We start from the raw sequence: 26,527 nt of genomic DNA, 5'->3' as shown, positions 1-26,527 counted from the left end.
CATTCTGTCTTGCGGCTATTGCCACTAAGTTTGGGTCGACGGCGAAAACGGACATCAGATCCGCGCAGGTCGAAGCCGCAGGTCACTGCGCCGCTTCGCGTTCAGAACGATCATGGGAACAGTTTGCACGAACTCGGAGATTACAGTCTTGGACAAGAATCAGCACTCCTATATTCCGACGCTTATCAACGAACTTTCAGAAGGAAGCATCAATCGCAGGGATTTCCTGCGCAAATCGACGCTCCTCGGCCTCTCCGCGGCGGCCGCCTATTCGCTGGCAGGTCTTCCGCAGTCTTCTAGCGCCGCCAAGGCGGGTGACATGCCTAAGGGCGGCAACTTGCGCATCGGCATGCGCTGCATGGAAATCAAGGATCCACATCTGGCGGACTTCGCTGAAAAATCGAACGTCATTCGCCAGGTATGCGAATATTTGACCTTCACCGACCGCAACAATATCACCCATCCCTACCTTCTCGAAAAATGGGATGTGAGCGACGACCTTAAGACCTGGACGCTGCATGTCCGCAAGGGCGTCAAGTGGCGCAAGGGCGGCCGCGAACTCAATGCGGATGACGTCGTATGGAACCTGAAGCGCGTCAGCGACCCGAAGGTCGGCTCGTCGGTTCTCGGTCTCTTCACCGGCTACCTGGTGCAGGAGTATGACGGCGGCGAAAAGGACGACAAGGGCAACCCGAAGAAGTCCAGCAAGCTCTGGTCGGACAATGCCATCGAGAAGGTCGATGACTACACGGTCCGCCTGAACTGCTACGCACCGCAGATCGCTGTTCCGGAACATCTCTATCATTATCCGATGTTCATTCTGGATCCGGCCGACAACGGCTCCTTCGGCGCCGACGCCAACGGCACGGGCCCGTTCGAAATGACGGAATACACTGTTGGGAAGGGTGCGAAGTATAAGGCGCGCACCGACTATTGGGGCACCGGTCCCTATCTCTCGACCTTCGAATTCGTTGATCTCGGCGACAATCCGGGCGCAGGCATTGCCGCCATGGCCTCCAAGCAGGTCGATGGCCTGTCGGAAGCCGACGCAGTCCAGATCAGCTCGATGAAGAACTTCCCGCATGTGGCGGTCTACAAGGTTGAGACGACGCAGACAGTCGTCGCTCGCATGCATCCCGAAGTCGAGCAGTTCAAGGACAAGCGCGTCCGCCAGGCCATGCGCTTCGCCATCGACCGCGAGAAGGTCATCCAGACATCGCTGTTGGGCGCGGGCACGCCGGCCGAAGACCATCATGTCGCGCCGTCGCATCCCGAATATGCGCCGCTGCCGAAATATCCGCGCAACATCGAGAAGGCAAAGAAGCTGCTCGCCGACGCCGGCTATCCCAACGGCTTCGAATTCGACATGGTAACGCGTCCCGATCCGATCTGGGAGCTCAACACCGCCCAGGTGCTTGCCCAGCAGTTCGCGGATATCGGCGTCAAGATCAACATCAAGTCGCTGCCGAGCGCGCAGTATTGGGAAGTCTGGACTTCAGCGCCTTTCAGCCTGACGGCCTGGGGCCATCGTCCGCTTGCCATCATGACGCTGTCGCTCGCCTACCGCTCCAACGCTGCCTGGAACGAATCCCACTATGCCAATCCGGAATTCGACAAGCTGCTGACCCAGGCCGAGGGCATCCTCGATCCGAAGGAACGCAGCAAGGTGATCGAGAAGATCGAGCTTATCATGCAGGATGACGGGCCGATCGTTCAGCCCTTCTGGCGCGTCTTCTCGACCGTGATGGACAAGAAGGTGGAGGGCTTCGAGCTCCATCCCTCGCAGTACATCTTCGCGCATCAATACGCGATCTCCGCCTGATCAAGCCTCTGGACGGTCGCCCGCAATATCAGGGCGACCGTCTGCCGGCCCATGTGAGAAAATCGGACTGATGGTGCAATGTCGAAATTCCTTCTGAAACGGCTAATCATGATGCTGCTCACCATGCTGTGTGCGTCATTCCTGGTCTTTGCCGTCTGCGAATTCACGCCCGGCAGCGTGGCTCGCAAATCTCTGGGTCCATTTGCCACGCAGCAGCAGGTCGATATCCTGAGCGAGAAGCTGAAGGCAAACGATCCGCTGATCGTCCGCTACGGCCGTTGGCTTGGCGTCCTCGTCGGCGCAATCCCCGATCCGTTGCAGGACCCAAGCACCGGGCTCAATTTCAAGGATCCGCGCGGGGCGCAGTATTTCGGCAACTTCGGTTATTCGACGCTGAACAAGCTGCCGGTCAACGACGTGATCTGGAGCAGGCTCGGCAATACGGCGATCCTCGCCGGCTTGGCCTTCCTTCTGATTGTGCCGCTGTCGATCATCTTCGGCATCCTCTCGGGTCTGAAGGAGGGCGGCGTGCTTGATCGGACGCTGTCGGTCATCTGCATCACCTTCACGTCGATTCCCGAGTTTGCATCCGGTGTCTTCCTGGTCACCCTCTTCGTCATTCTCTGGCCGGTCCTGCCTGGAACGAGCCCGCTCAACAATGACGGCGGATGGGCGGTGCCCTATCAATTCGTACTGCCGGTCGCGGTTCTCGTGATCTACGATTTCGGCTACGTCGCCCGCATGATCCGCGTCTCCATGATCGGCGTCATGGAACGGCCCTATATCCGCACCGCCGTGTTGAAGGGTATGAGCACCCGCCGCATGGTGCTCGGCCATGCACTTCGCAACGCCATGATCGCGCCTTTCACAGTGCTGCTTCTACAGATCAACTTTCTGATCAGCGGTGTTGTCGTCACCGAGCTTGTCTTTGCATACCCCGGCTTCGGCCGGCTGATCCTCGACGCCAGCCTCTTCGGCGATATCGCCACGCTGGAAGCTGCAACGCTGATCACCGTCGCCGTCGCCGTCGTCACGCAGCTGCTTGGCGATCTCGGCTACATGCTGCTCGATCCACGTATCCGGGTGAAATAGGCCATGGCAGTTCAAGACAATATCGACGGGATCAAGGTCGCAGCCGCCAAGCGCGCCGCGCGGCCGAACTGGATGCGAATCTTTCATTCGAAGACTGCGATCGTCGGTCTCTTCCTCGTCGTCTTCTGGGTCGCAGCCGCGGTGCTCGCGCCCGTCCTGCCGCTGCCGTCGCCGACGGATTCGGATGTGATGGCGATGGGCAATCCTTTTCCATCGGCCACCCATTGGCTCGGCACTGATATTCTGGGCCGCGACGTGCTCGCTCGCCTGATCTTCGGTGCGCGCACCGTGCTCTTCGTCGCGCCGCTGTCGGTTGCCGTCGCCATGATCGTCGGCATCGCCATGGGCATGGTCGCCGGCTACTACGGCGGCTGGATCGACACGCTGATCAGCCGCTTCTCCGACATCGTGCTCGCTTTCCCCGTCCTCGTCATCTACGTGATCCTGATTGCCAATATCGGGCCTTCGGTGCTCAATATCGTCATCGCGACGACGATCGCATCGTCGCCTGGCATCGGCCGCATCACCCGCGGCCTCGTGCTCGGGCTCAAGGAGCAGGAATATATCGCCGCCGCCAAGCTCAGGGCGGAGAGCACGCTCTACATCATGCTTGTCGAACTGCTGCCAAATTGCCGCAGCCTGCTGATCGTCGATGCCTGCCTACGCATCGGCTATACGATCATCACCATCGGCATTCTCGGCTTCCTCGGCCTTGGCCTCCCGCCACCGAACCCGGATTGGGGCGGCATGGTCAAGGAAAGCGTCACCGTCCTCAATGTCTGGCCGCTGATGTCGCTCATTCCGTCCGCCGCCCTTGTCAGCCTCGTTCTCGGTTTCAATCTGCTGGCCGATGGCATGCGCGAGGCATGGAAGCCATGAACCTCTCTGTCTCCAACCTGCAAGGGGCCGCAATGTCCGATGCTCCAAACTCCGAGCTAGAACCGTTGCTCGATATCAGGGATCTCAGGATCGAGTTTCGCGGCAAGAGCGAGACAGTCGTTGCGGTGCCGAAGCTATCCATCAGCGTTCGCTCGGGTGAGAGCTACGGCCTCGTCGGGGAATCCGGCTGCGGCAAGAGCACAACGGCCATGGCGATCATGGGCTATCTCGGCAATACCGGCGTGATCGCGGGTGGCAGCATCCGCTTCGATGGCAAGGAACTCGTCGGCGCCAGGGAAAGGGAGCTGCGCGCGATCCGCGGCCGGCGCATCGCCATGGTATATCAGGATCCGATGAGCGCGCTCAACCCGGTCAAGACGATCGGGTCGCAACTGGCCGAAGTACCGCTGCTGCATCTCGGATCGACGAAGGCCGAAGCGATGGAAATGGCTGCGGCCATGCTCGACGACGTTCGCCTGCCCGATGCCGGCGACATGCTGAAGCGGTATCCGCATCAGCTGTCGGGCGGCCAGCAGCAGCGCGTCGTCATTGCCATGGCACTTTTGGCGCGGCCCTCGCTGCTGCTGCTCGACGAGCCGACGACGGGTCTCGACGTTACGGTCGAAGCTGCGGTCATCGACCTGATCGGCGAGCTCCGCCGCCGTTACTCCACCAGCCTGCTCTTCATCTCGCACAATCTCGGCCTGATCGCCGAAACCTGCGACCGTGTCGGCATTATGTATTCCGGCGAGATGGTGGAGGAGGGCACGACCGGCGATCTCTTCCGCCGGCCGCGCCACCCCTATACGCAGGGGTTGATCGACTGCATTCCCGATATCGGCAGCGGCAAGCACAGCCGCGCGCTGGCCGCGATCCCCGGCCATATCCCTCTGCCGCAGGAGCGGCCGGTAGGCTGTTTCTTCGCGCCGCGCTGTGCCGGATTTACCGCCGGCCTTTGCGACAACCCCGGCCTTGCGCTGACCGAGGCAGGTGCCGACCATCTGGTGCGCTGCGCCCGTTGGCCGGAAATGGAACGGTCGATCCGAAGCCTCCCCGTTGAACGCGCCCAGGTCGTGCCGAAGGAAGAGGCAATCGCGCTCTCCGATGTCACGAAGCTCTACAGGATTGGCGCCGACAAGACCGTCAAGGCCAACGAGGCCGTCTCCTTCGGCGCGCGCAAGGCCGAGATCGTCGCCCTGGTCGGCGAATCCGGCTGCGGGAAGTCGACCCTGGCCCGCATCGTCACAGGGCTCGACAGCGCCACGTCGGGATCGATCCGCATGGCAGGCGAAAATATCGCCGAGCTGCAGGCGCGGCAGCGGCCGCGCAACATGCTGCAATCGATCCAGATGATCTTCCAGAATCCCGACAGCACGCTCAACCCGTCGCACTCGGCAGCCTTTTCCATCCGCCGTTCGATCAAGAAGTTCGGCATCCGCAAGGGCAAGGCCGCTATCGAGGAGCGGGTCCGCGAACTCCTGGAGATGGTGCGGCTCTCGCCGACGGTTGCCGATAGGAAGCCGAACCAGCTCTCGGGCGGCCAGAAGCAGCGCATCGCGATCGCCCGCGCCTTTGCTGCCAATCCGTCGCTCATCGTCGCCGACGAACCGGTATCCGCACTCGATGTCTCCGTGCAGGCGGCGGTCGTGACGCTCCTTCTCGATATCCAGAAGGAGAAGCACACCACCATGCTCTTCATCAGCCACGACCTGGCACTGGTCAGGCATGTCGCCGACAAGGTCGTCGTGATGTACCTCGGCAAGGTCATGGAGCAGGGTACGGTCGAGGAGGTGTTCGGTCGCGGCACGCATCCCTATACCGAAGCGCTGATTTCGGCGATCCGCAGCCCCAATCTCGACGAAGCGCCGCGCGAACGAATCCGACTGACCGGCGAAACGCCGAGCCCGGTCAACGTGCCGGCCGGCTGTCGTTTCGCAACCCGCTGTCACCGAAAGGTCGGCGCCATCTGCGACACCGTCGCGCCGCCGATCCGGCAGATGTCGGAGACGCATCAGATCGCCTGCCATATCGAGGAAGAACGGCTGCGCGCCGAGCTGCCGATTTACGTCTTGGCGACAGGGGGGAACGAATGAGTCCCGAGACCTCCATCGCGGCGAGCTTCTGGAAGAAGGCGGCGCGCTTCCGTGCGCTCGTGCCTGTCATGGTGGCGATCTGCGTCATCGGCACGGGAAATAGCCTGCTGACGACTTCGGTTTCGCTCAGTCTCAGCCTGCCGGGTATTGATCCCGGCGTCGTGCAGCTTCTCCTGACCGGGTTTCCCGTCGGTTTTCTTGCCGGCTGCCTGGCGGCGCGTTTTCTGGTCGCCCGCGCCGGGCACCGCGGTACCTTTCTGTTTGTCAGTTTCCTTGCCGCTTTCACCGGCTTCGGCTACATGGCAACGATGGCCACCCCCGTCTGGCTTGTGCTGCGTCTTCTCAACGGCTTTGCCATGGCCGTGCTGTTCGTCGTCTCGGAGAGCTGGATCAACCTCTACGCAGACCAGAGCAATCGCGGCGCCTATTTCTCGCTCTACATGATGATGACCTCGCTCGCCGTGCTCTTCGGCCAGCTGATGGTCGAGGCGGCAGGTCCGCATTCGCCATATCTCTTCCTAATGGGGGCTCTGACGATCACGGCCGGCACCCTTTACTGCCGGTTCGCGGGGCGCCCGTGGCCGGCACTCCCGGTTCGCACTGTCCAGCCACTGCAGGTCGATGTGTCGGCCGCAGATCAGCGGTATGGCCTATGGAAGCTCGTCATTCTGGCACCCGTCACCATCATCGCCGTCTTTCAGGCCGGCATGACGAATATGAACGTCTTCGCGCTGACGCCGCTATACGGCGCCAAGATCGCGCTTCCCGCTGCCACCACGGTCGGCCTGGTGACGGCCTTCAGTATGGGCGGCATGCTTGCCCAGACGCCGGTGGGCTGGTTGTCCGACCGGCTCGATCGCCGCTGGATGCTTCTCGTCCAGGGCGTGCTTGCCGCAGCGCTCTGCGGCGGCATCATCATGCTCGCCGACACCCATGTGCCGGTGCTCTTCGTGCTCTTCTTCCTCTACGGCGCGACCGCCTTGACCATTTATCCCGTCGGCATCGCCTTCGCCAATTCGCAGATCGATAGCCGGCATATGGTGTCGGCGTCGGGCGGCCTCCTGCTGCTGTATTCGATCGGCAATGTCATGACGCCGGGCGTCGCCGCCGGCCTCATGGATTACGTGGCGCCCTATGCGCTCTTCATCATGCTCGGCAGCGGCGCCGCGCTGGTGTCGGTAGGCGCATGTTTCAACCTGCGGCGCAAGAGCGAACCGCAAATGGCGGATGCGGCACCCGATTGCCTGGCTTCCGGAGTGAAACAATGACCAAAGTCACTTCCTTCGATCTCGTCATTCGCGGTGGACAGGTGGTTCTCCCGACCGAGACCATTCAGACCGACATCGGAATCCGCGACGGGAAATTTGCCGCCATCGGCATAGGCCTGGCGGAAGGCCGGCAGGAGATTTCGGCCGAAGGGCGGCTCGTGCTGCCTGGCGGGGTCGATAGCCACTGCCACATGGACCAGCAGCCCTGGGAAGGCAAGGCGACGGCAGACGACTTCAATACCGGAACGCTATCCGCCCTATGCGGCGGTACGACCACCGTCGTTCCCTTCGCCATGCAGATGCGCGGCCAGTCCCTTCGGGACATCGTGGCGGACTATCACGAGCGCGCGCGGCCGAAAGCGCATATCGACTACGGCATCCATCTGATCGTCGGCGATCCCTCTCCGGAGGTTCTGCGCGACGAAATCCCGTCTCTGATCGCCGAGGGCTGCACCTCGATGAAGATCTACCTCACCTATGACGGGCTGAAGCTCGACGACTACGAGGTGCTGAACGTCCTTGATGTCGCCCGATCGCACGGCGCCATGGTGATGGTGCATGCGGAAAACGACGCCTGCATCCGCTGGCTGACGGAAAAATTCATCGCCGCCCGAAAGACGCAGCTGCGTTACCACGAGAAGGCCCATTCCGCGATTGGCGATCGCGAGGCCACCTATCGCGCCATCAGCCTGTCGGAGCTGATTGAAACGCCGATCCTCGTCAGCCACGTGGCGGCCGGCGGCGCGGTCGAGGAGATCCGCCGCGCCAAGGCGCGGGGACTGCCGATCTACGCCGAGACCTGCCCGCAATATCTCTTCCTTTCGGCCGAAGACATCGACACGCATGATCTCTCGGGCTCGAAATGCGTATGCACGCCGCCGCCGCGCGACAAGTCGAACCAGCCGGATATCTGGCGCGGCATTCTCGACGGCACGCTCGAGGTCTTTTCGTCCGATCATTCGCCGTGGAACTATGCGGACAAGATCGCCGGTGGGCCGGGCACGCCGTTCAACCGTATTCCGAACGGCATTCCCGGCATCGAGACGCGGTTGGCGCTCCTCTTTTCGGCCGGCGTAAATGGCGGGCGCATGTCGCTGCAGAAGTTCGTCGAGCTGACCTCCGCAGCTCCGGCAAGGCTCTTCGGCCTATATCCGCGCAAGGGCCTGATCGCGGTCGGATCGGATGCCGACATCGCTATCTGGGATCCGGACCGCACCGTCACCATCCACAACGACATGCTGCATCACGCCACCGACCACACGCCCTACGCGGGGCAGACGGTGCGTGGCTGGCCGGTCATGACGATCTCGCGCGGCGAGCTTGTCTGGAATGACGGAGAGGTTCTGTCTCGGCCCGGTCGCGGCCAGTTCATTCCGCGCCTGCGACCCTTCCCGCCGAAACAAGGCCTTTCCTCGGTGCTGGCATCATGACGACCGCGTCCGATCCATCGCTGTCGAGGTTGGCCGGCCGGATCGTCATGATCACGGGTGCGGCAAGCGGCATCGGAGTAGCGATTGCACGGCGCTGTGTCGCCGAAGGCGCCAGCGTGGTCTGTGCCGATCATACGGAAGGCCTCATTAACCTGCTGGCCGCAGAACTCGGATCAAGCGCCATCGCCGTCGGTTGCGATGTGACCGACGGTCGCTCGATGGAGCATGCGCTCGGCAGGGTGCGGGATCGGTTCGGGCGGCTTGATGGCCTGGTCCACAATGCCGCGGCACCGTCGCTGGATGGTACGGTGGTCGATCTCAGCGAGGAGCAATGGCGCCGCGAACTCGATGTCAGCCTTACGGGGGCTTTCTTGACCGCCAAGTTCGCTTTGCCGCTGATGGTTGAGGCCGGCGGTGGCTCGGTGGTGCTTGTCGCTTCGCAGTTCGCGCATGTGGCGACGGGCAAGGCGGTGGCCTATTGCGCAGCCAAGGCCGGTCTTGTCCATCTCGCCAAGGCCATGGCGATCGATCACGCGGATGATGGCATCCGTGTGAACAGTCTTTCGCCGGGCGCGGTGGCAACATCCCGGTTGCTCCAGCGCTGGCCGGATCTCGAGGCAGCCAACCGGCAGCTCGGCCCAGCGCATCTGCTTGGCCGGATCGCCAAGCCGGACGAGATCGCGGCGGCGACGGCCTTTCTTCTTTCTGCCGACGCCTCCTTCGTGACCGGTACCGACCTGCTCGTCGACGGCGGCTATGCGGTGCGTTGAACCATTGATTGCAACGATCTGGATAGGATTTTGAAATGACCCTTCTCGTTACCGGCGGCACAGGCTTCGTCATGAGTGTCGTGGCACGGACCTGGCTGGATCGTGATCCCGCCGCCCGCGCCGTCATCCTCGATCGCTCCGGTCTCGATGCCATGGCAGAGCGCTATTTCGCGCCTGTGCGCGATCGGCTATCGGTCATCATAGCTGACATCTGCGACCCCTCGCAATGGTCGGCTGCGCTCGATGCGCACGACATTAGTGTCATTGTGCATGGCGCGACGATCACGCCGATCTCCCGCGGCAGCGCTGCCGAAGCCAAGCGTCAGCCGGAAGCCGAGGAGCCGGCGAAGATCGTCGACGTCAATCTGATGGGCACGGTCCACATGCTGGATTGGGCGCGCAGCCGCCCCTCGGTCAAGCGCTTCATCTATGTCAGCTCCGGTTCGGTCTATCGTCATCACGGGCCGGATTGGGCCGGCGAGCCATTACCGGAGGACGGCTATGTCGCACCGCTGACACTTTACGGCATCTCCAAATTCGCCTCGGAGATGGTGGTCAATCGCTATGCAGATCTCTTCGGCATGTCGTCGCTCAGTGTTCGCCTGGCCTCGGTTTATGGCACCATGGACCGCGCGACCGAGAGCCGCAATTTCCGCCATGTCCCGAACAAGGTGGCACATATGGCGCTGGCAGGCGAGGTGGTCCGGCCAAACAGCCTGGAATCGGTCGGCGACTATATCCACTCCGTCGACGTCGCCAATGCCGTCATCGCATTGCTGAAGGCGCCGCGCCTTCGTTATCGCCATTATAATATCGGCAGCGGACGCATCTCGACGACAGGCGACATCGTTGAATGGGCGAGAGAGCGCGTGCCAACTCTGCAGGTCGAGGTCAGCCCACACGAGACCGCCAATGTCATCCAGGATGCGACGCTGAAGGACGGGATGTGGGGAGAATATGACCTTGCCCGCATCGAGCGCGACACCGATTGGCGCCCGCGCGCCGGCAAGGAAGCCTTCCACGATTACATGGACTGGATCATCGCCAACGAAGGCGTGTCCGAGGAGAAGAAGTGATGTCCGCACTAGCCAAACTGGAAAACACGGAACGCCAGGAACGCGATTTCGTCGGCTATGGCCCGAGGCCACCCTTCATGAGTTGGCCCGATGGCGTCAAGCTCGCGATCAACCTGGTGCTGAACTACGAGGAAGGCGCGGAATATTCCTGGCTGGAGGACGGCCGCAACGACAATTGGGGCGAATACAATATTCCAAACAGCCCGCCGGTCCGCGATCTGGGCACCGAGACTCATTTCGAATATGGCAGCCGCGCCGGCGTCTGGCGCTTGGCGCGCCTCTTTGATCGTACTGGCATTCCGATCACCGTGTCCGCCTGTGCCGTTGCGCTGGAGAAGAATCCTGCCGTCGTCGAGTGGATGAATGCCCGCGGCCACGACTTGCTCGGCCACGGTCTGCGCTGGAGCGAATATTCGACGGTCGAGCGCGCGGATGAAGAACGCCAACTGCACGACGCGATTGCGCTCTATCGGAAGTTGACCGGCCGGCGGCCGCTGGGCTGGAATTGTCGATCCTTCCCGAGCGTCAACACCCGCGATCTGATCGTGAAGGAGGGCGGCTTCCTCTACTATTCCGACCCCTGCAACGACGATCTTCCCTATTTCATCGATCATGATGGCACACGACTTCTCGTGGTCCCCTATTCCAAGACGCTGAACGACAGCCGATATCTGATTGCTCCGGGCTACAGCAATCCACGCGATTTCGCAGAGGATTGCCGCTCCGCAATCGATTACATGATTTCAGAAGCGGAGGAGACAGGCGGGCGCATGCTGACGATCGGCGTCCATGCTCGCTGGATGGGGCAGCCAAACCGTGCCTCCGGCCTGCGCGATGTCATCGAACATGTCCAGAAGACACCGGGTGCTGCATTCATGCGCCGGGAAGATATTGCCCGCCACTGGCTCGACAACCACGAGACCTTCAATCGCGATGCGTGACGGGAATGGGAAGGACGTCGTGCCGGTGGGGAAACGGGAGGAAAAACAGGTCATGAAGGAAATGAACGGCGCGGAGGTCGTCGCTTCCATCCTCAAGCAGGAGGGCGTGAAGCAGATCATCGGCTTTCCAAACAGCGAACTCTTCGATGCGTCGGCCCATCTCGACATTCCGCCTGTTATCACCAGAACGCCGCGGGTCGCAGTGAATATTGCCGAAGGTTACGCGCGCACCACGGCAGGTCGGGAACTCGCAGTCGTCACCGTACAATATGGCCCCGGTGCCGAAAGTGCCTTCGGTGGCATCGCTCAGGCCTATAATGATCGTGCGCCAATTCTTTTCCTGCCGACCGGCTATCCCCGCGGTTCTGAGGCGGTGGCACCAAATTTCGAGGCCAGCCGAAATTTCCGCCACATTACGAAATGGTGCGAGGCGGCGAGCCGCGTCGAGCATCTGCCAAAATTGATGCATTCCGCAATCACCCGTGTCCGTAATGGTCGTCCTGCTCCCGTGCTTCTGGAACTGCCGGTCGACCTTCTTGCCGAGAAGCTTGATCCTTCCCTTAATCTCTATCAGAGGCCACGCCGCAGCGTGCCGCAGGCGGATGCCGGTGAAATTGCCGAGCTGGTGAATACATTGCTGGCGGCGAAGAGCCCCGTGATCTTCGCCGGTCAGGGCGTGCTGGCCGGTTCGGCCTCACAAGAGCTCGTTGAATTTGCCGAGTTGCTGCGAATCCCTGTCATGACGACGCCGAACGGCAAGAGCGGTTTCCCCGAGAACCATCCGCTGGCACTTGGAACCGCCGGACGGGCGCGGCCCGCTACGATCGATCACTTCATGGACAAGGCGGATGTCGTGCTGGCGCTTGGGACAAGCCTGACGCGTTCCCACTACATCCTGCCGATCGCCAGGGACAAGGTTGTGCTGCAGGTCACCATCGACGAGGGCGATCTCGGAAAGGACTATCCCATTGCTCAGGGGGTCGTCAGCGACGTTCGTGCCGCGCTTATGCAGATGATCGCCCACGTTAGAACTGAGGGGCTGACTGCCACGGATTGTGGCGATATCGCCGGTGAGATACGCTCGATCCGAACGGCTTTCATGGAACGCTGGGTGCCATTCCTGACGGCGGACAGCGAGCCGATCTCGCCCTATCGCGTGGTCTGGGAGATCATGCGAGCGGTCGATCCGGCAAAGACGATCGTGACCCATGATGCGGGCAATCCGCGCGACCAGCTCAGTCCTTTCTATGAGGCGTCAGTGCCGGGCAGTTATATCGGTTGGGGCAAGACAACCCAGCTCGGCAGCGGTCTCGGCTTCGCGCTGGGTGCCAAGTTGGCACGCCCGGAAGCGACGGTCGTCAATCTGATGGGCGAGGCGGCGTTCGGCATGGTCGGCATAGACTTCGAGACGGCGATCCGCTGCAGTCTGCCGATCCTGACCGTCGTGATGCGCAACAATGTCCTTGGCGGCTATGCCGCAAGCATGCCGATTGCAACCGGGAAATACGGCGCGAACCGAATGTCGGGCGGGTACGCGCCGATAGCGGAGGCGCTCGGCGGTTATGGCGAATGCGTCACGTCGCCGGCAAAGCTGCGTCCAGCCCTGCTTCGCGCCATCGAAAAGGTCGGTCATGGGCAGGCTGCGCTGGTCGAGGTCGTGACGCATGAAGAGCCGCGCCTGCCGGGGCTCTCCTGATTGCGTGTATGGAGAACGGCATGTTCGACATGATCATATCGGGCGGCACCGTCGTCAATGCCGATGGCGAGGCGAGGGTTGATGTCGCCATAATCGGCGAACATATTGCCGCGCTTCTTGGCCCCGGCGACGCGCCTCAAGCGCGCGTCGTTATCGATGTGGCCGGCTGCCATCTGTTGCCCGGGCTGGTCGACGCGCATGTCCATCTCCGCGAACCTGGCCTGACCCACAAGGAGGATTTCGAAAGTGGCACCCGGGCGGCGGCGCTCGGCGGCGTCACCGCGGTGCTGGATATGCCGACCGATGAGCCTTGGACCGCCACCGCCGACCAGCTTGCCGACAAGATGGCAATGGCGCGTGGTCGCATCCATGTGGATGTCGGCTTCCAGGCTGTCCTTGCCCGAGACCTGGGTCTTGCCGAAAAATTGCTGTCGCTGCGACCCGTCTCGCTGGAGCTTTTCACGGCCGATGTTCCTGGGGCGTTTCGCTTCCAGACCATGGACGATGTCGCCAACACAATGCGGCGCCTGGCCGGATGTGACACGGTGATCGGCATTTCACCCGGCGATCAGTCAATCCTCGAGGGCAGCGCCATCAGTCATCCCGCGGGCGATATCGCGGCATTCCTCGACAGCCGTCCACCGCTTGCCGAAGCCGGCGGAGTGGCCCGTGCCATATTGGCCGCTGCGGAAACCGGTTCGTGTATTCATGTCCGGCAGATCAATTCGGTTCTCGGCATTTCCACGTGGCGTCGATTGCGTGAGTTGGCCGATGCTACCGTCGAGACCACGCCGCAAAATCTCTTCTTCAATGCGGAGGATTATCGGACTGCCGGCGCGAAGCTCAAAGGGTCTCCACCTCTTCGCGGGGCGCGCGACGTGGCGGCGCTGCGGGCTGCACTTTCGGACGGACTGATCGACATTGTCGCCACGGATCATGCGCCGCATAGCCCCGCTGAAAAGGCGATGACCTATCCTGCCTTTGCCGACATACCCGGCGGCATGCCCGGTTTGCAGACCCTGCTTCAGACAATGCTGATCCTGGTCGAAGAAAAGGTGATAGGCCTGCCTGATCTCGTCCGCATGTGCGCGCGCAATCCCGCGCGGCGCTTCGGGCTCGACAGGTCCAAGGGCGCGATCGCGCCAGGGCGCGATGCCGATATACTGGTGGTCGATCAGCGGCGGCCGAGCGTCATCAGCAATGTGGAGCAGGCTTCGCGCGCCGCCTACACGCCGTTCGACGGATGGCAGGCGCCCGCAACACTGACCCGCGTCTTTTTGCGAGGCAGGGAGATCGTTCGCAATGGAGCGATCACGGCCGCTGCGTCAGGCCGCGTCATCCAGAGAGAAATATAGGGAGGCATCATGTCCATGCTTGACAGGAAGGTCGCCGTGGTGACCGGCGCAAGTTCGGGTCTTGGTCGCGCAATAGCATTGCGTTTTGCCGCCGAGGGGGCCGCGGTCGTGATCGCCGATACGAGGGAAACGCCAATCGAGGGGGGTGACACGACACTCTCGCTCATCCGCGATGGCGGGGGCAGGGCCTTTTTCGCCCAGACCGACATATCGAGCTGGGAAGCGGTCGACATGCTGGTTGGCGAGACGGTGGAGCATTTCGGCCGGCTGGACGTCATGGTCAACAATGCGGCGATCTACACATCGACCAATCTTCTCGAAACGACACCCCAGCAATGGCAGCAGGTGATGGGCGTGAATGTCACGGGCTACTTCTACTGCTGCAAGCGCGCGGTGCAGCAGTTCCTGACACAGGAACCAGTCAGCGATGCGCGCGGCCGCATCATCAACATCTCTTCTCAACACGGCATGATCGCCTGCCCCGGGGATTTTCCCTATGGCGTGGGCAAGGGTGCGATCGTGCAGATGACCCGCCAGATTGCCGTGGATCATGCCGATGATCTTGTCGTCTGCAATGCGATCGCGCCGGGCAAGATCATCACCGGCAAACCGGGCGTGGCGAACGATCCCGACGCCCTTGATTATTCAAGGAGCCGGACCCCTTGGCCGCGCCTCGGCGTGCCGCGCGACGTCGCCGGGGCCGCACTTTTCCTGGCGAGCGACATGGCCAGCTACATCACCGGCGTCAACCTGATGGTCGACGGCGGCTGGATGGCCGGCTGATCGGTAAAGACAACGAAAGCCGGCCGTTTGCCGGAGAATGAAGGGAGCATGACAATGGATATGGGTTTGAACGGGAAGACGGCGCTGGTCTTCGGGGCTGGGGGCGGCCTTGGCGGTGCGATCGCCCGAACGCTTGCCGGCGAGGGTGCGCGGGTTGCCGTCGCGGATATCAACCGGGAGGCCGCACAGGCCACCACCGATGCGATCGCGTCAGCCGACGGCAAGGCGTTGACACTGGAGTGGGATATAGCCGATCTCTCAGTGATCGATGCGCGTCTCAAGGCTGTCGAGGAGGCATTTGGTACCGTCGATGTGCTGATCAATAACACTGGAGGCCCGCCGCCGACACCGGTGAGCGGCCAGGACGCAGACGCCTGGCAACGCTTCTTCCAATCGATGGTATTGCCGGTCATCGCCATAACCGACCGAGTTCTTCCCAGTATGAAAGCGTCAGGATGGGGCAGGGTGATTACCTCGACATCGTCAGGCGTGATCGCCCCTATCGCCAATTTGGGCATGTCGAATACGCTGCGCACCGCGCTTCTCGGCTGGTCGAAGACACTCGCGCAGGAGGTCGGTCGCGCCGGCATCACCTCGAATATCGTTCTTCCCGGACGTATTGCCACGGGTCGCATCACCTTTCTTGACGAGCAAAAAGCCAAGCGTGAGGGGCGTACGGTCGAAGAGGTATCGGCACAAAGTACGGGGTCCATTCCGCTGGGCCGATATGGAGACCCGCAGGAATATGGTGACGTCGTTACGTTTCTCGCAAGCAAACGCGCTTCCTACATCACTGGCAGCGTCATACGGGTGGATGGTGGGCTGATCGCGAGCATATGACTTTGTCGCTAGGCGTTCAAAGACAACGTACGCGACCTCTCCATGGAGAACCATGAGTACAACTGAAATGCATATGAAATCAAATAGGCTTGACCTTCGAGTCTCATCAGAGCCGCAATCAGCTTTATGATTGCGGTTTTGCCAACATTGCGTTCAAGGGGTTGGCTTGCCCCTTGAGCGCCCAAAGCTGGCTGCATCACTTTCTTTGTCTTTTGATGGTCAAGCGTCTCTGGTCAAATTTTCCAATCCGCTTTTTTTGGCGGTATCCCACTTGCGGATGACTATCGCTTCGCCAGTAATGCCGTTTCCGTATTTCAAACGACCAAGATGGCTGTAGAAGATAAGTGCAGCAGCTAGTCGGTCGATGAAGCTATCTGGCACCGTTCAAATCAAAGCGCTGTTGTTTCAATAAAGGGGTCTTCCTCACTTTGTGAGGAGATTGGCCGATTTGATTGGCATCATCCGGGCTCTGAGAAGCTCTGGTCCCGCTCTGCCGTACATCGCGCGCTTAATCGTCTTCAGGCGGTTTATCTGCCCCTGCGCCTGACCGTTGCTCCAGCGCAGGTCGATGGCGTTACGCACGGACGCGATATCGCGGCGAAGAACGCGGGCAAAACGGCTAAGAAGGCGAGGTCAGAATGAATGGCATTATCGATCCATTCTTTGAGTTTCGCCGAATCTCGGCCACGAGATATACCGATGCTGTCACATTGATTGAGCGGTAAGGAAACTGAGGTAGCAGCGCGCCCACGACTGAGAGTGCACCGACCTACAGGAACCACCGCTATCCGATCGAAATCGTAGCCCGTGCTGTCAGGGTTTCCGGTCGGTCGGCTCATTGCAACATTTCTGTCGATCTTCTCTGCCGTCCGAAACCTCTTCGTCCCTTCCCAGACTAACCGCTCCGCAGCACAAATTCGAACTCATCGACGCAAGGCCATGGCCGCGTGGAAAGCGGTGAGTGCTCAGTCTGCCTGAAAACCGCCGTCACAGCCTCACGCGGCCACGTTTCAAACAACGTGACAAGGCCGGCCTGAAATATACACCGGGTGCATCTGCCGCCGCTTCTTGTGGCCAAGCTTCTCAACGAACGGCTTCAGTCAATCCGCCAGTGCAACATCCAACTCCGCCATCTCGCGCACCTCTGTGAAAGTACATAGGATGGCCCGTCATCGTAAATCGTCGGTTAAACTGCCAAAGCAGCGCTAGGAACGAGTTTTGTACTTTTCGATAAGTGCGACGATGCGCTGCTTGCGGCGAACCACTTCGTCGATGTGCTGATCGAGTGCCGCCAGTTTCTCACGGAGTGCCGAGAGCACTTCCTTCTCGTTTGGTGTCCCCCCACTCCTCTGACTCAGGGCCGCTCCGATCTCGTCGAGGGTGAAGCCAAGATCCTGTGCCTGGTAGATGAAGTTGAGTGTTTCCAGGACGTCTGAACTATAGTTCCGGTAGCCATTTTCGCCTCTTACCGCGAGGGGTATCAGCCCGCGCCGCTCATAAAAGCGGATACGCGAGGTGGAGAGACCTGATCGCTGCGCGACATCGCCTATCCGCATAAAAAAGCCCTTGACCTTAAACCTAGGTTGAAGGTGTACGAGAGTGTCTTCTTTCTGGCAGGGAGACAACATGGCGAAGGTTTTAGTAACGGGCGGCACGGGGTTTCTGGGTGCACACTGCGTCATCCAATTGCTCGCGGCAGGCCATGAGGTGCGCGCCACGGTTCGCGATCTGCGGCGAGAGGACGCTTTGAGAGCCATGCTACGGCAGGGCGGAGCGGGTAACGGGGCCAATAACGTTGCACTGTTCGCCGCGGATCTCACTGCAGACGCGGGTTGGAAGCAGGCCGTCACAGATTGCGATTACGTCCTCCATGTTGCATCTCCTTTTCCAGGCAGGGTTCCCAAGGATGAGAACGAACTGATTAGGCCTGCGCGTGACGGAGCGCTCCGGGTCTTACGCGCAGCGCGGGATGCCAACGTGAGGCGGGTGGTGCTCACCTCGTCATTCGCGGCGATCGGATACGGGAAGGCGCGCGCGGGAACCTTCACCGAAACTGACTGGACCGATCCCCACGATCCCACGATCCAGCCTTATCAGAAATCAAAAACGTTGGCCGAGCGCGCCGCTTGGGCCTTCATGAGGGATGAAGGTGGCTCGCTCGAACTTGCGGTCATTGATCCCACCGGGATTCTTGGTCCGGTGCTCGGACCAGACCTGTCAACGTCGATCCACTTAATAAAGCGCATGTTGGAAGGCAGTACGCCCGGTTGCCCCGACCTATGGTTCGGTATCGTGGACGTTCGCGATGCCGCCGATCTCCACGTTCGGGCGATGACCAATCCTAGCGCCGCCGGAGAGAGATTCCTCGCGACAGCAGGCCATTTCATGAGCGTCGCCCAGATGGCACAGACCTTAAGGGACCACCTTGGCCATGCGGCCCGCGCCGTATCGACGCGCCAATTGCCCAATTGGCTGTTGAGAGCGGCCGCCCTCTTCGATCCCGAAGTGAGGAGCTTGTTACCCGAGCTAGGAAAAAGAAAAGATGCGACCGCCGCTAAGGCACAGCGCCTGCTTGGTTGGAACCCTCGCCCTCCTGAAGAGGCGATCATCGCCACTGCCACCAGTCTGGCGGAACTCAACTTGCTCAAATTCTGCTAGGTCATGTCTCCGGCCTATTTATGCGGCGCGTGATGACCGCTGGCCCTGATATTTTCCGCTTGAACCGATCCCTATCACGTTAACGCGCTTTTGCTGCGCAAGACAACGCCGTGGGTTCTTCGGTTCGTGCGGTCCATTCTGCTTTCGCTATCACATCATACCATCGTCACTCCGCCCACTGTTTTGCCCCATAGAACAATGACCGTGAAGGCCCTTTCGCTTAAGCCGGAATCAGATCGGAGCATCTCGAAACGCGCTCCGACGGGAAGTTCACGTTCCTCGCCATAATCGCCCAGGCAATGCGGGCAATCTTGTTGGCGAGCGCGACTGCAGCAAGCTTGAAGGACTTCTTCGACAACAAGCCGCGCGCCCACTTCGCCCGAGGCGTATCAGCGCTGGGCCAGATTCGCAGCCGGTCGCGCCGGCGGCACCAAGCCACTGCGCCTGCGCCAACCAGCACTTGCCGCCTATACATTGCCGATGGCAGCCGCTACGGCACAGCGCCGGGCCGAAACGATACATGGTCCTGACGGCAGATCGCCTGGATGGCGGCGCGGGCCGTCAAGAGGCCACTCGGCAGGCCGCCGCCGGGTTGAACCCACTGTCCAACCATAGCGAAGTGCTGAAGTCCCGCCAGTGTATGCGGCAACGCGCTAAAGCCGGTGTCGGGGGTCATCAGCCAGCCTTCCATGCTCCCCTTCCAGTTGCTGGTGTAGCGAAGAACCGTCGCCGGCGTCGACACGTCGGTGACCTCGATCTCGTCGCGGAGACCGTGTAACCGGCGTTCGAGCACCGCGATGACGGCTTGCGCGATGCGATGCTTCTCCGACTGGTAGCGTTCAGGGGCGTCGCGGCGCAGGTCCGCCCAGAATGCAAAATTGCGCGTCGGTAGAAAACAAGTCACTGCGGTCTTGCCCGGCGGCGCGAAGGTCGGGTCGTAATGGAAAATGCGAAACGCCAGCGCCGGAAGGCGAGTCTCGGGATCGACCTCGAACTGGTCGTCGAGAACGAGCGTCAGGTAGCCTGGCTCCTGCGCCAGGTCGCGAGCCACGCCCAGCGATACCTGTAGATAGGACGGAAACGTCTCGTACCGGGCGAACGCCTCCTCGAAAGCTTTGTCGGTGTATCTGCTGCCGAGCAAGTTATGAATGGTGGCGTGGCCGTCGGCAGCCGAGACGACCCAGTCGGCGGAAATGATCTCGCCACTTTCCAATTGAACGCCGACGGCGGCGGCGTCCTCAACCAAGATCTTGCAGACCCGCGCCCCGTAACGCACATGCCCGCCGAGCGAAAAGAACTTCTCGACGATGATGCGGACGAGGGCCTGGGAACCGCCAATCGCGTACCCGGCGTTTCGACTGCTCATCCAGGCCAGTGAAAGGATGAGCGCCAGAACCGACAGATGGCCCGTCGCCCCTCCACTGAAGAACGCCCGCAGCAGGGGATGCGTGAAGCGCTTTCCATAATCGTCGACGCTCATATGCGACAGGCGCCAGATCAGGGGCAGATCGGGCAGCATCTTCAGTATGCCCGCAATCCGCGCCAGCCACGGTTGGTCCGGGTGCGGCATCGGCAAATCTACAAGCTGACGAATTGCGTTGGTAAAGTAACGGATCTCGATTTCGTCCTCCGGCGCGACCTTCACCAACTCCGCCTCGAGGCAATCGACATCCGCGTAGATGTGCAGGCTCGCGCCGTGCTCGTCCTCGACGCGGACGAACTCTTCATGGTCGACGAAACGGAGCCTGTCGATGTCGCAGACCTCGCGCCACTCGGCGTGCAGTGTGCCGCCGGGATTGGAGCCCACCAGCCAATGCAGGCAGGTCTCGAACGTGTATTCGCCCCGGCGCCAACTCGTGGCCAAACCGCCAGCGCTCTGATGCTGTTCGAGAAGGTCGACCTCATAGCCGCTTTGGCGGGCGTAAACCGCCGTGCAAAGGCCAGCGATGCCACCGCCGATAATAGTAATCTTGCCTGGGCGTTTCATGGCTCTCAGCCCAAAGAATAGGAGGTTCGACATTTGAAAAATCACGCTGACAACCTAGCAGCAAGCTGCAGCGCTGCCTTTGACCTCGGTCAATGCCAGCGGGTCCCATGAGTTTTCAGGGTTATCGAAATGACAAAGGCAACGGCGCGAACGGCGACCCCGGTGGTGGCGGGTTCTTATTCATCAGTCGGCTGATCACCTGATTGTTGCGGCCCTGTTTCGTCTCTCGATATAGCTGACCAGCCGCACCATCGGCCAAAGGAAAGCGAGATAGATCAGCGCCGCACCAATCAGCGGGGTAGGGTTGGCATAAAGTGCCTGCGCGTCGTTTGCGTCCTTCAAAAGTTCCGGCAGGGCGACCACCGAAGCGAGCGACGTATCCTTGAACATCGACACGCAGTTGCTGGTCGTCGGCGGGATTACGAGTTTCATTGCTTGCGGCAAGATCACCTTGCGCAAGGTGATGACGAAAGGGAGGCCGAGCGCCTGCGCTGCCTCAAACTGGCCCCTCGGAATGCTTTCGATACCGGTCCGGAATACCTCCGCCGAATAGGCCGACATAACAATGGTGAACGCGAGTGTCGCCGATACCAGCGCAGAAAAACGGATGCCGACAAATGGCAGGGCGTAGTAGATCAAGATCAGCACCACCAATACCGGAAGGGCGCGGCAGATGTCGATAAAGCCGATCGCGAGCCAGCGGAATGGCGATGGCGCATAGAGCCGGACGAGGCTGACCAGCATGCCAAGCGGGACGCCCAGACCGATCGCAAGCAACCCCAGGATAATGGTGTTGACGAGGCCGCGCAGCAGCGCCGGGACCGCCGCGCTGAGCACAGCCGTATTGAAAAACGTGTCGATAAGGGTCATCAGCGTCCGGGAGGTCGATTTGTCGGATGTTCCGAACGGCGCCGGCCCGGAATGTCGGGACGGCGCGATCCGCAGGCAGCTCGGTATGCGGCCGTCAGCCGTTGGGCAGCGGTTCTTCCTTGGCAGTGGAGGAATCGGCCGGGGCATCCGTGCCAAACCACTTCTTGTGAAATGCCTGCAGCGTGCCATCCTTCTTCATCGCGGTCAGCGCATCATTGATCTTTGTAAGATAAGGCGAGCCCTTGGTCATCATCACGCCGTATTGCTCGTCAGACGTGATGCGCTCGACCACGCTGAGACCATGCATCTTGGTGAAGGCATATTCTAGGTTGGGCACGTCACTTGTCACTCCGTCCAGACGTCCGGAGGAGAGATCGAGCAGGGCATCCAACGGGTTATTGTAACCCTTGACCTCGCTGAAGCCGTATTTCTTCTGGTTGTCTACTAGCCATTTGTAGCTCGTCGAGCCGGAATGTGAGCCAACGACCTTGCCCTTGAGGTCTGCGAGGCCCTTCACGACGCCATCGGTCCTGGCGGCGAGGCCCAAGCCAGAATCGTAAAAAGGCTGTGTGAAGGACTGCGAGGCGAGCCGCTCCTTCGTGATTGTAATGGACGAGATCGCCGCGTCGATACGGCGCGAGCTGGTGGCAGCAAACAGTGGCTGGAAATCATAGCCTTCGATGTCAACATCCATGCCAGCGCGTTTCGCCGCCTCGGTGATGATGTCCACTTCAAAACCTTCGAAGACACCGCTTGCGTTTTTAAATTCGAACGGCGGGTTGTTCGGGAAGGAGCCTACATTGAGCGTGCCCTCCGCAAAGGCAGCGAAAGGCGTGGCTGCCACGATGGCCGCGGCGGATAGGATTAGAATGCGACGACGGGTAACGTTCATTTTTCTTTCCCTCTGGTTGGTCCGGTCAAGGTCCTCCCTCCCGCCGGCATTGCTTGCCGCCGCGCGCTCCCCCGCGGGCGTCAATTCTTCGTCTCGTGCATAGACCCGCGTGTGAACCTCATGGGTTTCCTCCATCCATAGGCCGCGTTAACGGCCGCGATGGATTACTTGCCAAGAGAGTCGATAGCTTGGGTAATCGCGCGATCCAACACACTGATACCGAAGTCGATCTCCTCGTCACTCGAGGTGAGGGGTGGTGCAAATCGCATGACGCCCGCCGTGAATGCGCCGGTAATATTGGCGGATACTCCGAATTCCAGCGCCAGTTCAGTCACCTTCTGAGAAATCGACGTTGCACTGTGCCCAGCGTACGGAACGAATTCCATGCCCAGTAGCATACCGCGGCCGCGTACATCGCCGACACATTCATGGTGTTGGAGAAGGTTCTGCAGCCCCTTTCTCAGGCGCGTGCCCAGAGCCTTCGATCGTTCAACGAGTTGATCCCGCTTGACGATCTCCAGTACCTTCAGGGCGACCGAGGCGGGGAGTGGGTCGTTGACATGCGTCGTCACGAAGGTAAATCCGCGCGCGTCTGCAACTTCTGCAATCGCGTCGGACGTCGATACGGAGGACATTGCCATTCCGGCTCCGAGTGTCTTTGAAAGCAAAAGAATGTCGGGCACGATGTCGTCGCGTTCGAAGGCAAACATCTCGCCGCTGCGCCCGAGGCTTGTCTGTGCCTCGTCGACAATGAGAAGCATGCCCCGGCGTTCGCAATGGCTTTTGAGTGCCGCGAGATAGCCCAGCGGCAGGTCAAGAACCCCGCCAGTACTGAGAATCGGTTCCGCTATGAATGCCGCGAGATTGCCGGTCGACTGGCGGTCCAACAGTCCGAAACTATCGTCGAGTTCCTGCTGCCAAGTCACACCGGGAAAACGGGGCCGGAATGCGTTTGGTGCGGGAATGGCGAAGGCTCCCGGCATCATCGGCCCGTGACCGCGACGCCCAAGCGAATAGGTGGCTGAGGCAGCGGCGCCGGTCGAGCCGTGATACGATTGCGCAAACCCAACGATTTCCCACTTGCCGGTCACGACCTTGGCCAATCGAATGGCCGCTTCGACCGACTCCCCTCCCGTCGAGAGGAACATCGATCGCGGCAGACCCGGAACCAACTCGGCCAATTTCTCGGCCAGATCGACAACAGGCTTGGTAATCATCATACTGAACAGATGATCGAGGCTGGCAGCGGCACCACGCATTGTCTCGACAAGCTCCGGGTGGGCATGCCCAAGTACAGAGCTCATCTGTCCAGACGTAAAATCGAGGACGCGCCGGCCAGATGCGTCGTATAGCCACGAACCTTCAGCACGCTCGGGCACGAATGACGTGAAATCGCCGCCAACTCCCATGTAGCGAAGCAGGTTCTTGTTCGCCTTTTCCCAGATTAAGCTATCAAAATTGCCCGACGAGATATTCATATTCAGGATCATCTTTCCAATGCTCGGGAGAACGTTCTAAGCTTCCGCGTTATCCTGAAAGTAGCCCGCGCCGTCTGCTTCCGTGAAGCGCAAATAGTTCTCTCAAACTGATGAAAATATTTCTTCGATGCTGCACCAAATCTGGGTCGCGCAATGGCTGTTGTTGCGGCGTTAGACCGGGTGGGTGGACGCAGCTTGTTCCTTGAACCAAGTGACGACGGCATCAATGGTCGAGTGGGCTCTTTTCGCCGAGGGCGCCAATATCCAGTAGGACAGTCCAGGGCGACCGAGGGCTGGAAATGGAGAAACGAGCTTGCCGGCAGACACCGCGTGTTGGACCAAAATGCTGCTCTCCAGGATGAAGCCTAGTCCATTGGCAGCAGCCTCGATCGCCAGATGGGAGGGATCCAACTGGACTGTGTCGACAGGATTAGAATAGAAATCGATGCTTTGTAGGTCCAGCCACTCTTCCCAGGAAACCGAGTTTTGAAAGGTGCTGACAAGAGTCTCTCGAAGTAAATCATGCGGAGAATCGAGCGTGCGACCGTTGAGCAAATCGGGAGAACAGTGGGGCTGAAAATGCTCCGAGAACATATGTGAGGCCCTGTCCGCCCAAAGATCGTCGTCGCCGTAGACAATTTGCACGTCGGCCGGTGCGTCCGTCAGCGGAGCCCAAGGCAGTCTGTCACCTTGCAAATGCGAGCCCTGTGCATTCACCCGGATGTCGACCCCAGGAAGATGCGCCATCAGGTCGGTCAGGCGTGGTAACAGCCAGCAATGTGCAAAAGATGGAGGTGCTTCGATCCTGACGACATCCAGCGCACCGCCTTTCTTCCCGCGCGCTTTGATGTCGCTGGTGGCGGCGCGCAGCCGGCGGATACCCTGGCGAATAGAGCGGGCATATTCCGCGCCCTCCGGGGTAAGCGTCACGCCACGTCCGACGCGGTCGAAAAGTCGGACCCCGAGAATTGCTTCGAGTAAACGAATCTGGTGGCTGACTGCAGATGGCGTCAGATTCAACTCGTCGGCCGCGGCTTGGAAACTTGCTGCGCGGGCCGCCGCTTCAAAGACCGAAATGCCGCGTAGGGGAAGCATTCGCTCAGACATTAATCCCCGCTTTCCGCTCTCCTGCGCGCTAACCATAGCCAGAGGATGGTAGAAAGTGATTGTCCGATCAAGGTCCAACAATGGCTTATCGCACCTGCGAAGGCTCAGTGAACTCTATTTCAGTGTCATTTGCTTCGGTAATGAGTTCCTGCGTTTCGTCTCCCCAAGCCGCCATAGCCTCCATCAGCGGCCGCAGCGTCCGGCCGAGTTGGGTCAGGCTATACTCCGTCTTCGGCGGGATCGTCGCATAGTCGTACCTCTTTATTAGCCCCCAGCCCTCGAGCGCCCTCGGGGTCGCTGGTTCTTGTCCCTTCAAGGCCTACCAATTCAACAAACGACTTTCGGTCCGAGGCAGGCGATGTGGCCGCCGGTCGCCTCGCGAGCACCAGGGGTGCGTCCAGCAGCCAAAGCCCGCCGATGCGACTGTGGTGTGGTGATGACACGGAGTAAGACGCTGCCACTGCCTAATGTTGTCTAATCGCGTCGAGTCGAACTAACGCATGCCCCGCACCGCCAATTTGAATCAAAAGGTCTGCTTTCATCTCCCCGTCGGTGACGACCTTAATCTTGGTCCATTTGTCTATCTTGGTGTCGAGGGGTACGGGCAAGCCTTCTCGCAGCAAGAGAGTAAGCTCGGGTGCTATGTCCGATTTATAGATGCAAATTCTCATTGCGCGGACCCAACTGCATAGAATTGTGACAGTTATATTGCGCCGCATTACCAACTATTGCAATGCCACAAAACGCTTCTCCGCAAATGTGCCGAGATATGTGTCCGTCCGACTGTCCATATGCCGCCGCTTCTTCCGGCTATGAGCCTGAGATAAAGGTCGGCCAATCGGCTCTGTCGCAAACTCCAAGCTGCGACGCGGAAGACGTGGCTCGAAGCCGGCACTCGCCGTCGCAGGCAATGATTGCTTCCCGGTTCGTCTGGCTACTGTCAATGACGATACTATCTGGTCGGTCGTGACGTTTCCGTGCTTTGCGAATAAAGCGTTTGGCAGCCGGCAGGTCACGCTTCTCGCTGAAGAAGAACTCAACCGCGTCCCACGCTCTCGACGGCGCGGTAGAGATACATCCAGCGACTGCGCACCCGGACATGAGTTTCATCAACGGGCCACTTGCCAGTGACCGGGCGTTTCCTCCGGTTGAAGCGTTCGAGCAGCAGCGGCGCAAAATGAACGACCCGGCGATGAAGCGTGGAGTGATCGACGTGAATTCCGCGCTCGGCCATAATCTCTTCCAGATCACGCAGGCTGAGATTGTAAGCCAAATACCAACGTACACACAGCAGAATTACTAATCGGTCGAAATGACGGCCATTGAACATCGACGAACTCCCTGAAATGGAAGAGCTTTCATGTTTCAACTAACGATTGGCCGTAGTCTGGCTTTGCAACTTAGGCTGAGCGTTCAAAAATGACCACACGCGTGTTGGAGTAGGAGCGAGTCCACCTTCTAAGGCAGGTCGACTTCGCTGCAACCACGAC

The 26,527-nt window shown here is 60.3% G+C and carries 21 protein-coding genes and 3 pseudogenes; 14 read left to right on the top strand and 10 right to left on the bottom strand.

Translation table 11 applies throughout. The features are described 5' to 3' along the window. The first annotated feature begins 148 nt into the window (after positions 1-148). From AB8B29_RS34675 to AB8B29_RS34615, 13 genes are all read left to right on the top strand, one after another. On the top strand, positions 149-1,822 hold the full coding sequence (locus AB8B29_RS34675; RefSeq protein WP_037198024.1) for an ABC transporter substrate-binding protein: 1,674 nt from the start codon (positions 149-151) through the stop codon (positions 1,820-1,822). Positions 1,823-1,900: 78 nt separating this feature from the next. Further along, positions 1,901-2,914 carry an ABC transporter permease gene (locus AB8B29_RS34670; protein ID WP_037198025.1) on the top strand — a complete coding sequence of 338 codons (1,014 nt, stop codon included), beginning with the start codon at positions 1,901-1,903 and terminating at the stop codon, positions 2,912-2,914. Positions 2,915-2,917: 3 nt separating this feature from the next. Further along, entirely contained in the window at positions 2,918-3,793 is an 876-nt protein-coding gene (locus AB8B29_RS34665) for an ABC transporter permease (RefSeq protein WP_037198026.1), read from the top strand. Positions 3,794-3,825: 32 nt separating this feature from the next. Further along, positions 3,826-5,886 (top strand): dipeptide ABC transporter ATP-binding protein, encoded by a 2,061-nt coding sequence (locus AB8B29_RS34660; RefSeq protein WP_439007134.1) that lies wholly within the window; start codon positions 3,826-3,828, stop codon positions 5,884-5,886. Further along, the gene (locus tag AB8B29_RS34655; RefSeq protein ID WP_439007133.1) at positions 5,883-7,154 is read left to right on the top strand and encodes an MFS transporter; all 1,272 of its coding nucleotides are present in this window, start codon (positions 5,883-5,885) and stop codon (positions 7,152-7,154) included. The genes AB8B29_RS34660 and AB8B29_RS34655 overlap by 4 nt, the downstream gene beginning before the upstream one ends. Further along, positions 7,151-8,584: a dihydropyrimidinase gene (hydA, locus tag AB8B29_RS34650; protein WP_439007132.1), complete on the top strand. Its 1,434-nt coding sequence runs from the start codon at positions 7,151-7,153 to the stop codon at positions 8,582-8,584. The genes AB8B29_RS34655 and hydA overlap by 4 nt, the downstream gene beginning before the upstream one ends. Further along, positions 8,581-9,354 (top strand): SDR family NAD(P)-dependent oxidoreductase, encoded by a 774-nt coding sequence (locus tag AB8B29_RS34645; protein WP_037198028.1) that lies wholly within the window; start codon positions 8,581-8,583, stop codon positions 9,352-9,354. Before hydA ends, AB8B29_RS34645 begins: the two co-directional genes overlap by 4 nt. 35 nt (positions 9,355-9,389) lie before the next feature. Continuing rightward, positions 9,390-10,430: an NAD-dependent epimerase/dehydratase family protein gene (locus AB8B29_RS34640; RefSeq protein WP_037198029.1), complete on the top strand. Its 1,041-nt coding sequence runs from the start codon at positions 9,390-9,392 to the stop codon at positions 10,428-10,430. Beyond that, the gene (locus AB8B29_RS34635) at positions 10,430-11,371 is read left to right on the top strand and encodes an allantoinase PuuE (RefSeq protein WP_037198030.1); all 942 of its coding nucleotides are present in this window, start codon (positions 10,430-10,432) and stop codon (positions 11,369-11,371) included. Before AB8B29_RS34640 ends, AB8B29_RS34635 begins: the two co-directional genes overlap by 1 nt. Next, positions 11,265-13,067 carry a thiamine pyrophosphate-requiring protein gene (locus AB8B29_RS34630; RefSeq protein WP_342587921.1) on the top strand — a complete coding sequence of 601 codons (1,803 nt, stop codon included), beginning with the start codon at positions 11,265-11,267 and terminating at the stop codon, positions 13,065-13,067. The genes AB8B29_RS34635 and AB8B29_RS34630 overlap by 107 nt, the downstream gene beginning before the upstream one ends. 20 nt (positions 13,068-13,087) lie before the next feature. Beyond that, positions 13,088-14,422 carry a dihydroorotase gene (locus AB8B29_RS34625; RefSeq protein ID WP_037198031.1) on the top strand — a complete coding sequence of 445 codons (1,335 nt, stop codon included), beginning with the start codon at positions 13,088-13,090 and terminating at the stop codon, positions 14,420-14,422. 9 nt (positions 14,423-14,431) lie between these two features. Next, positions 14,432-15,205, top strand: coding sequence for an SDR family NAD(P)-dependent oxidoreductase (locus tag AB8B29_RS34620; RefSeq protein WP_037198032.1), 774 nt, complete (start codon positions 14,432-14,434; stop codon positions 15,203-15,205). 54 nt (positions 15,206-15,259) lie between these two features. Beyond that, on the top strand, positions 15,260-16,045 hold the full coding sequence (locus tag AB8B29_RS34615; RefSeq protein WP_037198037.1) for an SDR family oxidoreductase: 786 nt from the start codon (positions 15,260-15,262) through the stop codon (positions 16,043-16,045). Positions 16,046-16,468: 423 nt separating this feature from the next. On the opposite strand, the pseudogene AB8B29_RS34610 reads toward AB8B29_RS34615, so the two are convergent. Both AB8B29_RS34610 and AB8B29_RS34605 read right to left on the bottom strand, forming a co-directional pair. Continuing rightward, positions 16,469-16,618 (bottom strand): annotated as a pseudogene (locus AB8B29_RS34610) (hypothetical protein); the annotation flags it as partial. Between the two features lie 632 nt (positions 16,619-17,250). Further along, a complete protein-coding gene (locus tag AB8B29_RS34605) occupies positions 17,251-17,601 on the bottom strand; it encodes a MerR family transcriptional regulator (RefSeq protein ID WP_037198173.1) in 351 nt (116 codons plus the stop codon). A 70-nt stretch (positions 17,602-17,671) separates the two neighbouring features. On the opposite strand from AB8B29_RS34605, the gene AB8B29_RS34600 reads away from it, so the two are divergent. Next, entirely contained in the window at positions 17,672-18,703 is a 1,032-nt protein-coding gene (locus AB8B29_RS34600; RefSeq protein WP_037198039.1) for an SDR family oxidoreductase, read from the top strand. 220 nt (positions 18,704-18,923) lie between these two features. On the opposite strand, the pseudogene AB8B29_RS34595 reads toward AB8B29_RS34600, so the two are convergent. From AB8B29_RS34595 to AB8B29_RS34560, 8 genes and pseudogenes are all read right to left on the bottom strand, one after another. Continuing rightward, positions 18,924-19,172, bottom strand: a pseudogene (locus tag AB8B29_RS34595) (IS110 family transposase); the annotation flags it as partial. A gap of 21 nt (positions 19,173-19,193) precedes the next feature. Further along, on the bottom strand, positions 19,194-20,690 hold the full coding sequence (locus tag AB8B29_RS34590; protein WP_439007131.1) for a phytoene desaturase family protein: 1,497 nt from the start codon (positions 20,688-20,690) through the stop codon (positions 19,194-19,196). 195 nt (positions 20,691-20,885) lie between these two features. Beyond that, positions 20,886-21,560 carry an amino acid ABC transporter permease gene (locus AB8B29_RS34585; protein WP_168597197.1) on the bottom strand — a complete coding sequence of 225 codons (675 nt, stop codon included), beginning with the start codon at positions 21,558-21,560 and terminating at the stop codon, positions 20,886-20,888. 94 nt (positions 21,561-21,654) lie between these two features. Next, on the bottom strand, positions 21,655-22,452 hold the full coding sequence (locus tag AB8B29_RS34580; protein WP_439007130.1) for an ABC transporter substrate-binding protein: 798 nt from the start codon (positions 22,450-22,452) through the stop codon (positions 21,655-21,657). Between the two features lie 164 nt (positions 22,453-22,616). Beyond that, positions 22,617-23,942 carry an aspartate aminotransferase family protein gene (locus AB8B29_RS34575; protein ID WP_037198047.1) on the bottom strand — a complete coding sequence of 442 codons (1,326 nt, stop codon included), beginning with the start codon at positions 23,940-23,942 and terminating at the stop codon, positions 22,617-22,619. Between the two features lie 159 nt (positions 23,943-24,101). Continuing rightward, positions 24,102-25,037 (bottom strand): LysR family transcriptional regulator, encoded by a 936-nt coding sequence (locus AB8B29_RS34570; RefSeq protein WP_080760708.1) that lies wholly within the window; start codon positions 25,035-25,037, stop codon positions 24,102-24,104. A gap of 85 nt (positions 25,038-25,122) precedes the next feature. Then, positions 25,123-25,353: a winged helix-turn-helix transcriptional regulator gene (locus AB8B29_RS34565; RefSeq protein ID WP_037198049.1), complete on the bottom strand. Its 231-nt coding sequence runs from the start codon at positions 25,351-25,353 to the stop codon at positions 25,123-25,125. A gap of 566 nt (positions 25,354-25,919) precedes the next feature. Further along, positions 25,920-26,367 (bottom strand): annotated as a pseudogene (locus AB8B29_RS34560) (IS6 family transposase); the annotation flags it as partial. Positions 26,368-26,527 lie beyond the last annotated feature (160 nt).

The sequence above is a fragment of the Rhizobium sp. 11_C7_N12_5 genome (assembly GCF_051811145.1).
In the GTDB taxonomy this organism is placed as follows: domain Bacteria; phylum Pseudomonadota; class Alphaproteobacteria; order Rhizobiales; family Rhizobiaceae; genus Rhizobium; species Rhizobium lusitanum.
This window is presented reverse-complemented; position numbering and strand designations above follow the sequence as displayed.

Coding starts and splice junctions, on each gene's coding strand:
- AB8B29_RS34670 (WP_037198025.1), top strand. CDS start 1,901: ATGTCGAAATTCCTTCTGAAACGGCTAATCATGATGCTGCTCACCATG.
- AB8B29_RS34665 (WP_037198026.1), top strand. CDS start 2,918: ATGGCAGTTCAAGACAATATCGACGGGATCAAGGTCGCAGCCGCCAAG.
- AB8B29_RS34660 (WP_439007134.1), top strand. CDS start 3,826: ATGTCCGATGCTCCAAACTCCGAGCTAGAACCGTTGCTCGATATCAGG.
- AB8B29_RS34655 (WP_439007133.1), top strand. CDS start 5,883: ATGAGTCCCGAGACCTCCATCGCGGCGAGCTTCTGGAAGAAGGCGGCG.
- hydA (WP_439007132.1), top strand. CDS start 7,151: ATGACCAAAGTCACTTCCTTCGATCTCGTCATTCGCGGTGGACAGGTG.
- AB8B29_RS34645 (WP_037198028.1), top strand. CDS start 8,581: ATGACGACCGCGTCCGATCCATCGCTGTCGAGGTTGGCCGGCCGGATC.
- AB8B29_RS34640 (WP_037198029.1), top strand. CDS start 9,390: ATGACCCTTCTCGTTACCGGCGGCACAGGCTTCGTCATGAGTGTCGTG.
- AB8B29_RS34635 (WP_037198030.1), top strand. CDS start 10,430: ATGTCCGCACTAGCCAAACTGGAAAACACGGAACGCCAGGAACGCGAT.
- AB8B29_RS34630 (WP_342587921.1), top strand. CDS start 11,265: ATGTCATCGAACATGTCCAGAAGACACCGGGTGCTGCATTCATGCGCC.
- AB8B29_RS34625 (WP_037198031.1), top strand. CDS start 13,088: ATGTTCGACATGATCATATCGGGCGGCACCGTCGTCAATGCCGATGGC.
- AB8B29_RS34620 (WP_037198032.1), top strand. CDS start 14,432: ATGTCCATGCTTGACAGGAAGGTCGCCGTGGTGACCGGCGCAAGTTCG.
- AB8B29_RS34615 (WP_037198037.1), top strand. CDS start 15,260: ATGGATATGGGTTTGAACGGGAAGACGGCGCTGGTCTTCGGGGCTGGG.
- AB8B29_RS34605 (WP_037198173.1), bottom strand. CDS start 17,601: ATGCGGATAGGCGATGTCGCGCAGCGATCAGGTCTCTCCACCTCGCGT.
- AB8B29_RS34600 (WP_037198039.1), top strand. CDS start 17,672: ATGGCGAAGGTTTTAGTAACGGGCGGCACGGGGTTTCTGGGTGCACAC.
- AB8B29_RS34590 (WP_439007131.1), bottom strand. CDS start 20,690: ATGAAACGCCCAGGCAAGATTACTATTATCGGCGGTGGCATCGCTGGC.
- AB8B29_RS34585 (WP_168597197.1), bottom strand. CDS start 21,560: ATGACCCTTATCGACACGTTTTTCAATACGGCTGTGCTCAGCGCGGCG.
- AB8B29_RS34580 (WP_439007130.1), bottom strand. CDS start 22,452: ATGAACGTTACCCGTCGTCGCATTCTAATCCTATCCGCCGCGGCCATC.
- AB8B29_RS34575 (WP_037198047.1), bottom strand. CDS start 23,942: ATGATCCTGAATATGAATATCTCGTCGGGCAATTTTGATAGCTTAATC.
- AB8B29_RS34570 (WP_080760708.1), bottom strand. CDS start 25,037: ATGTCTGAGCGAATGCTTCCCCTACGCGGCATTTCGGTCTTTGAAGCG.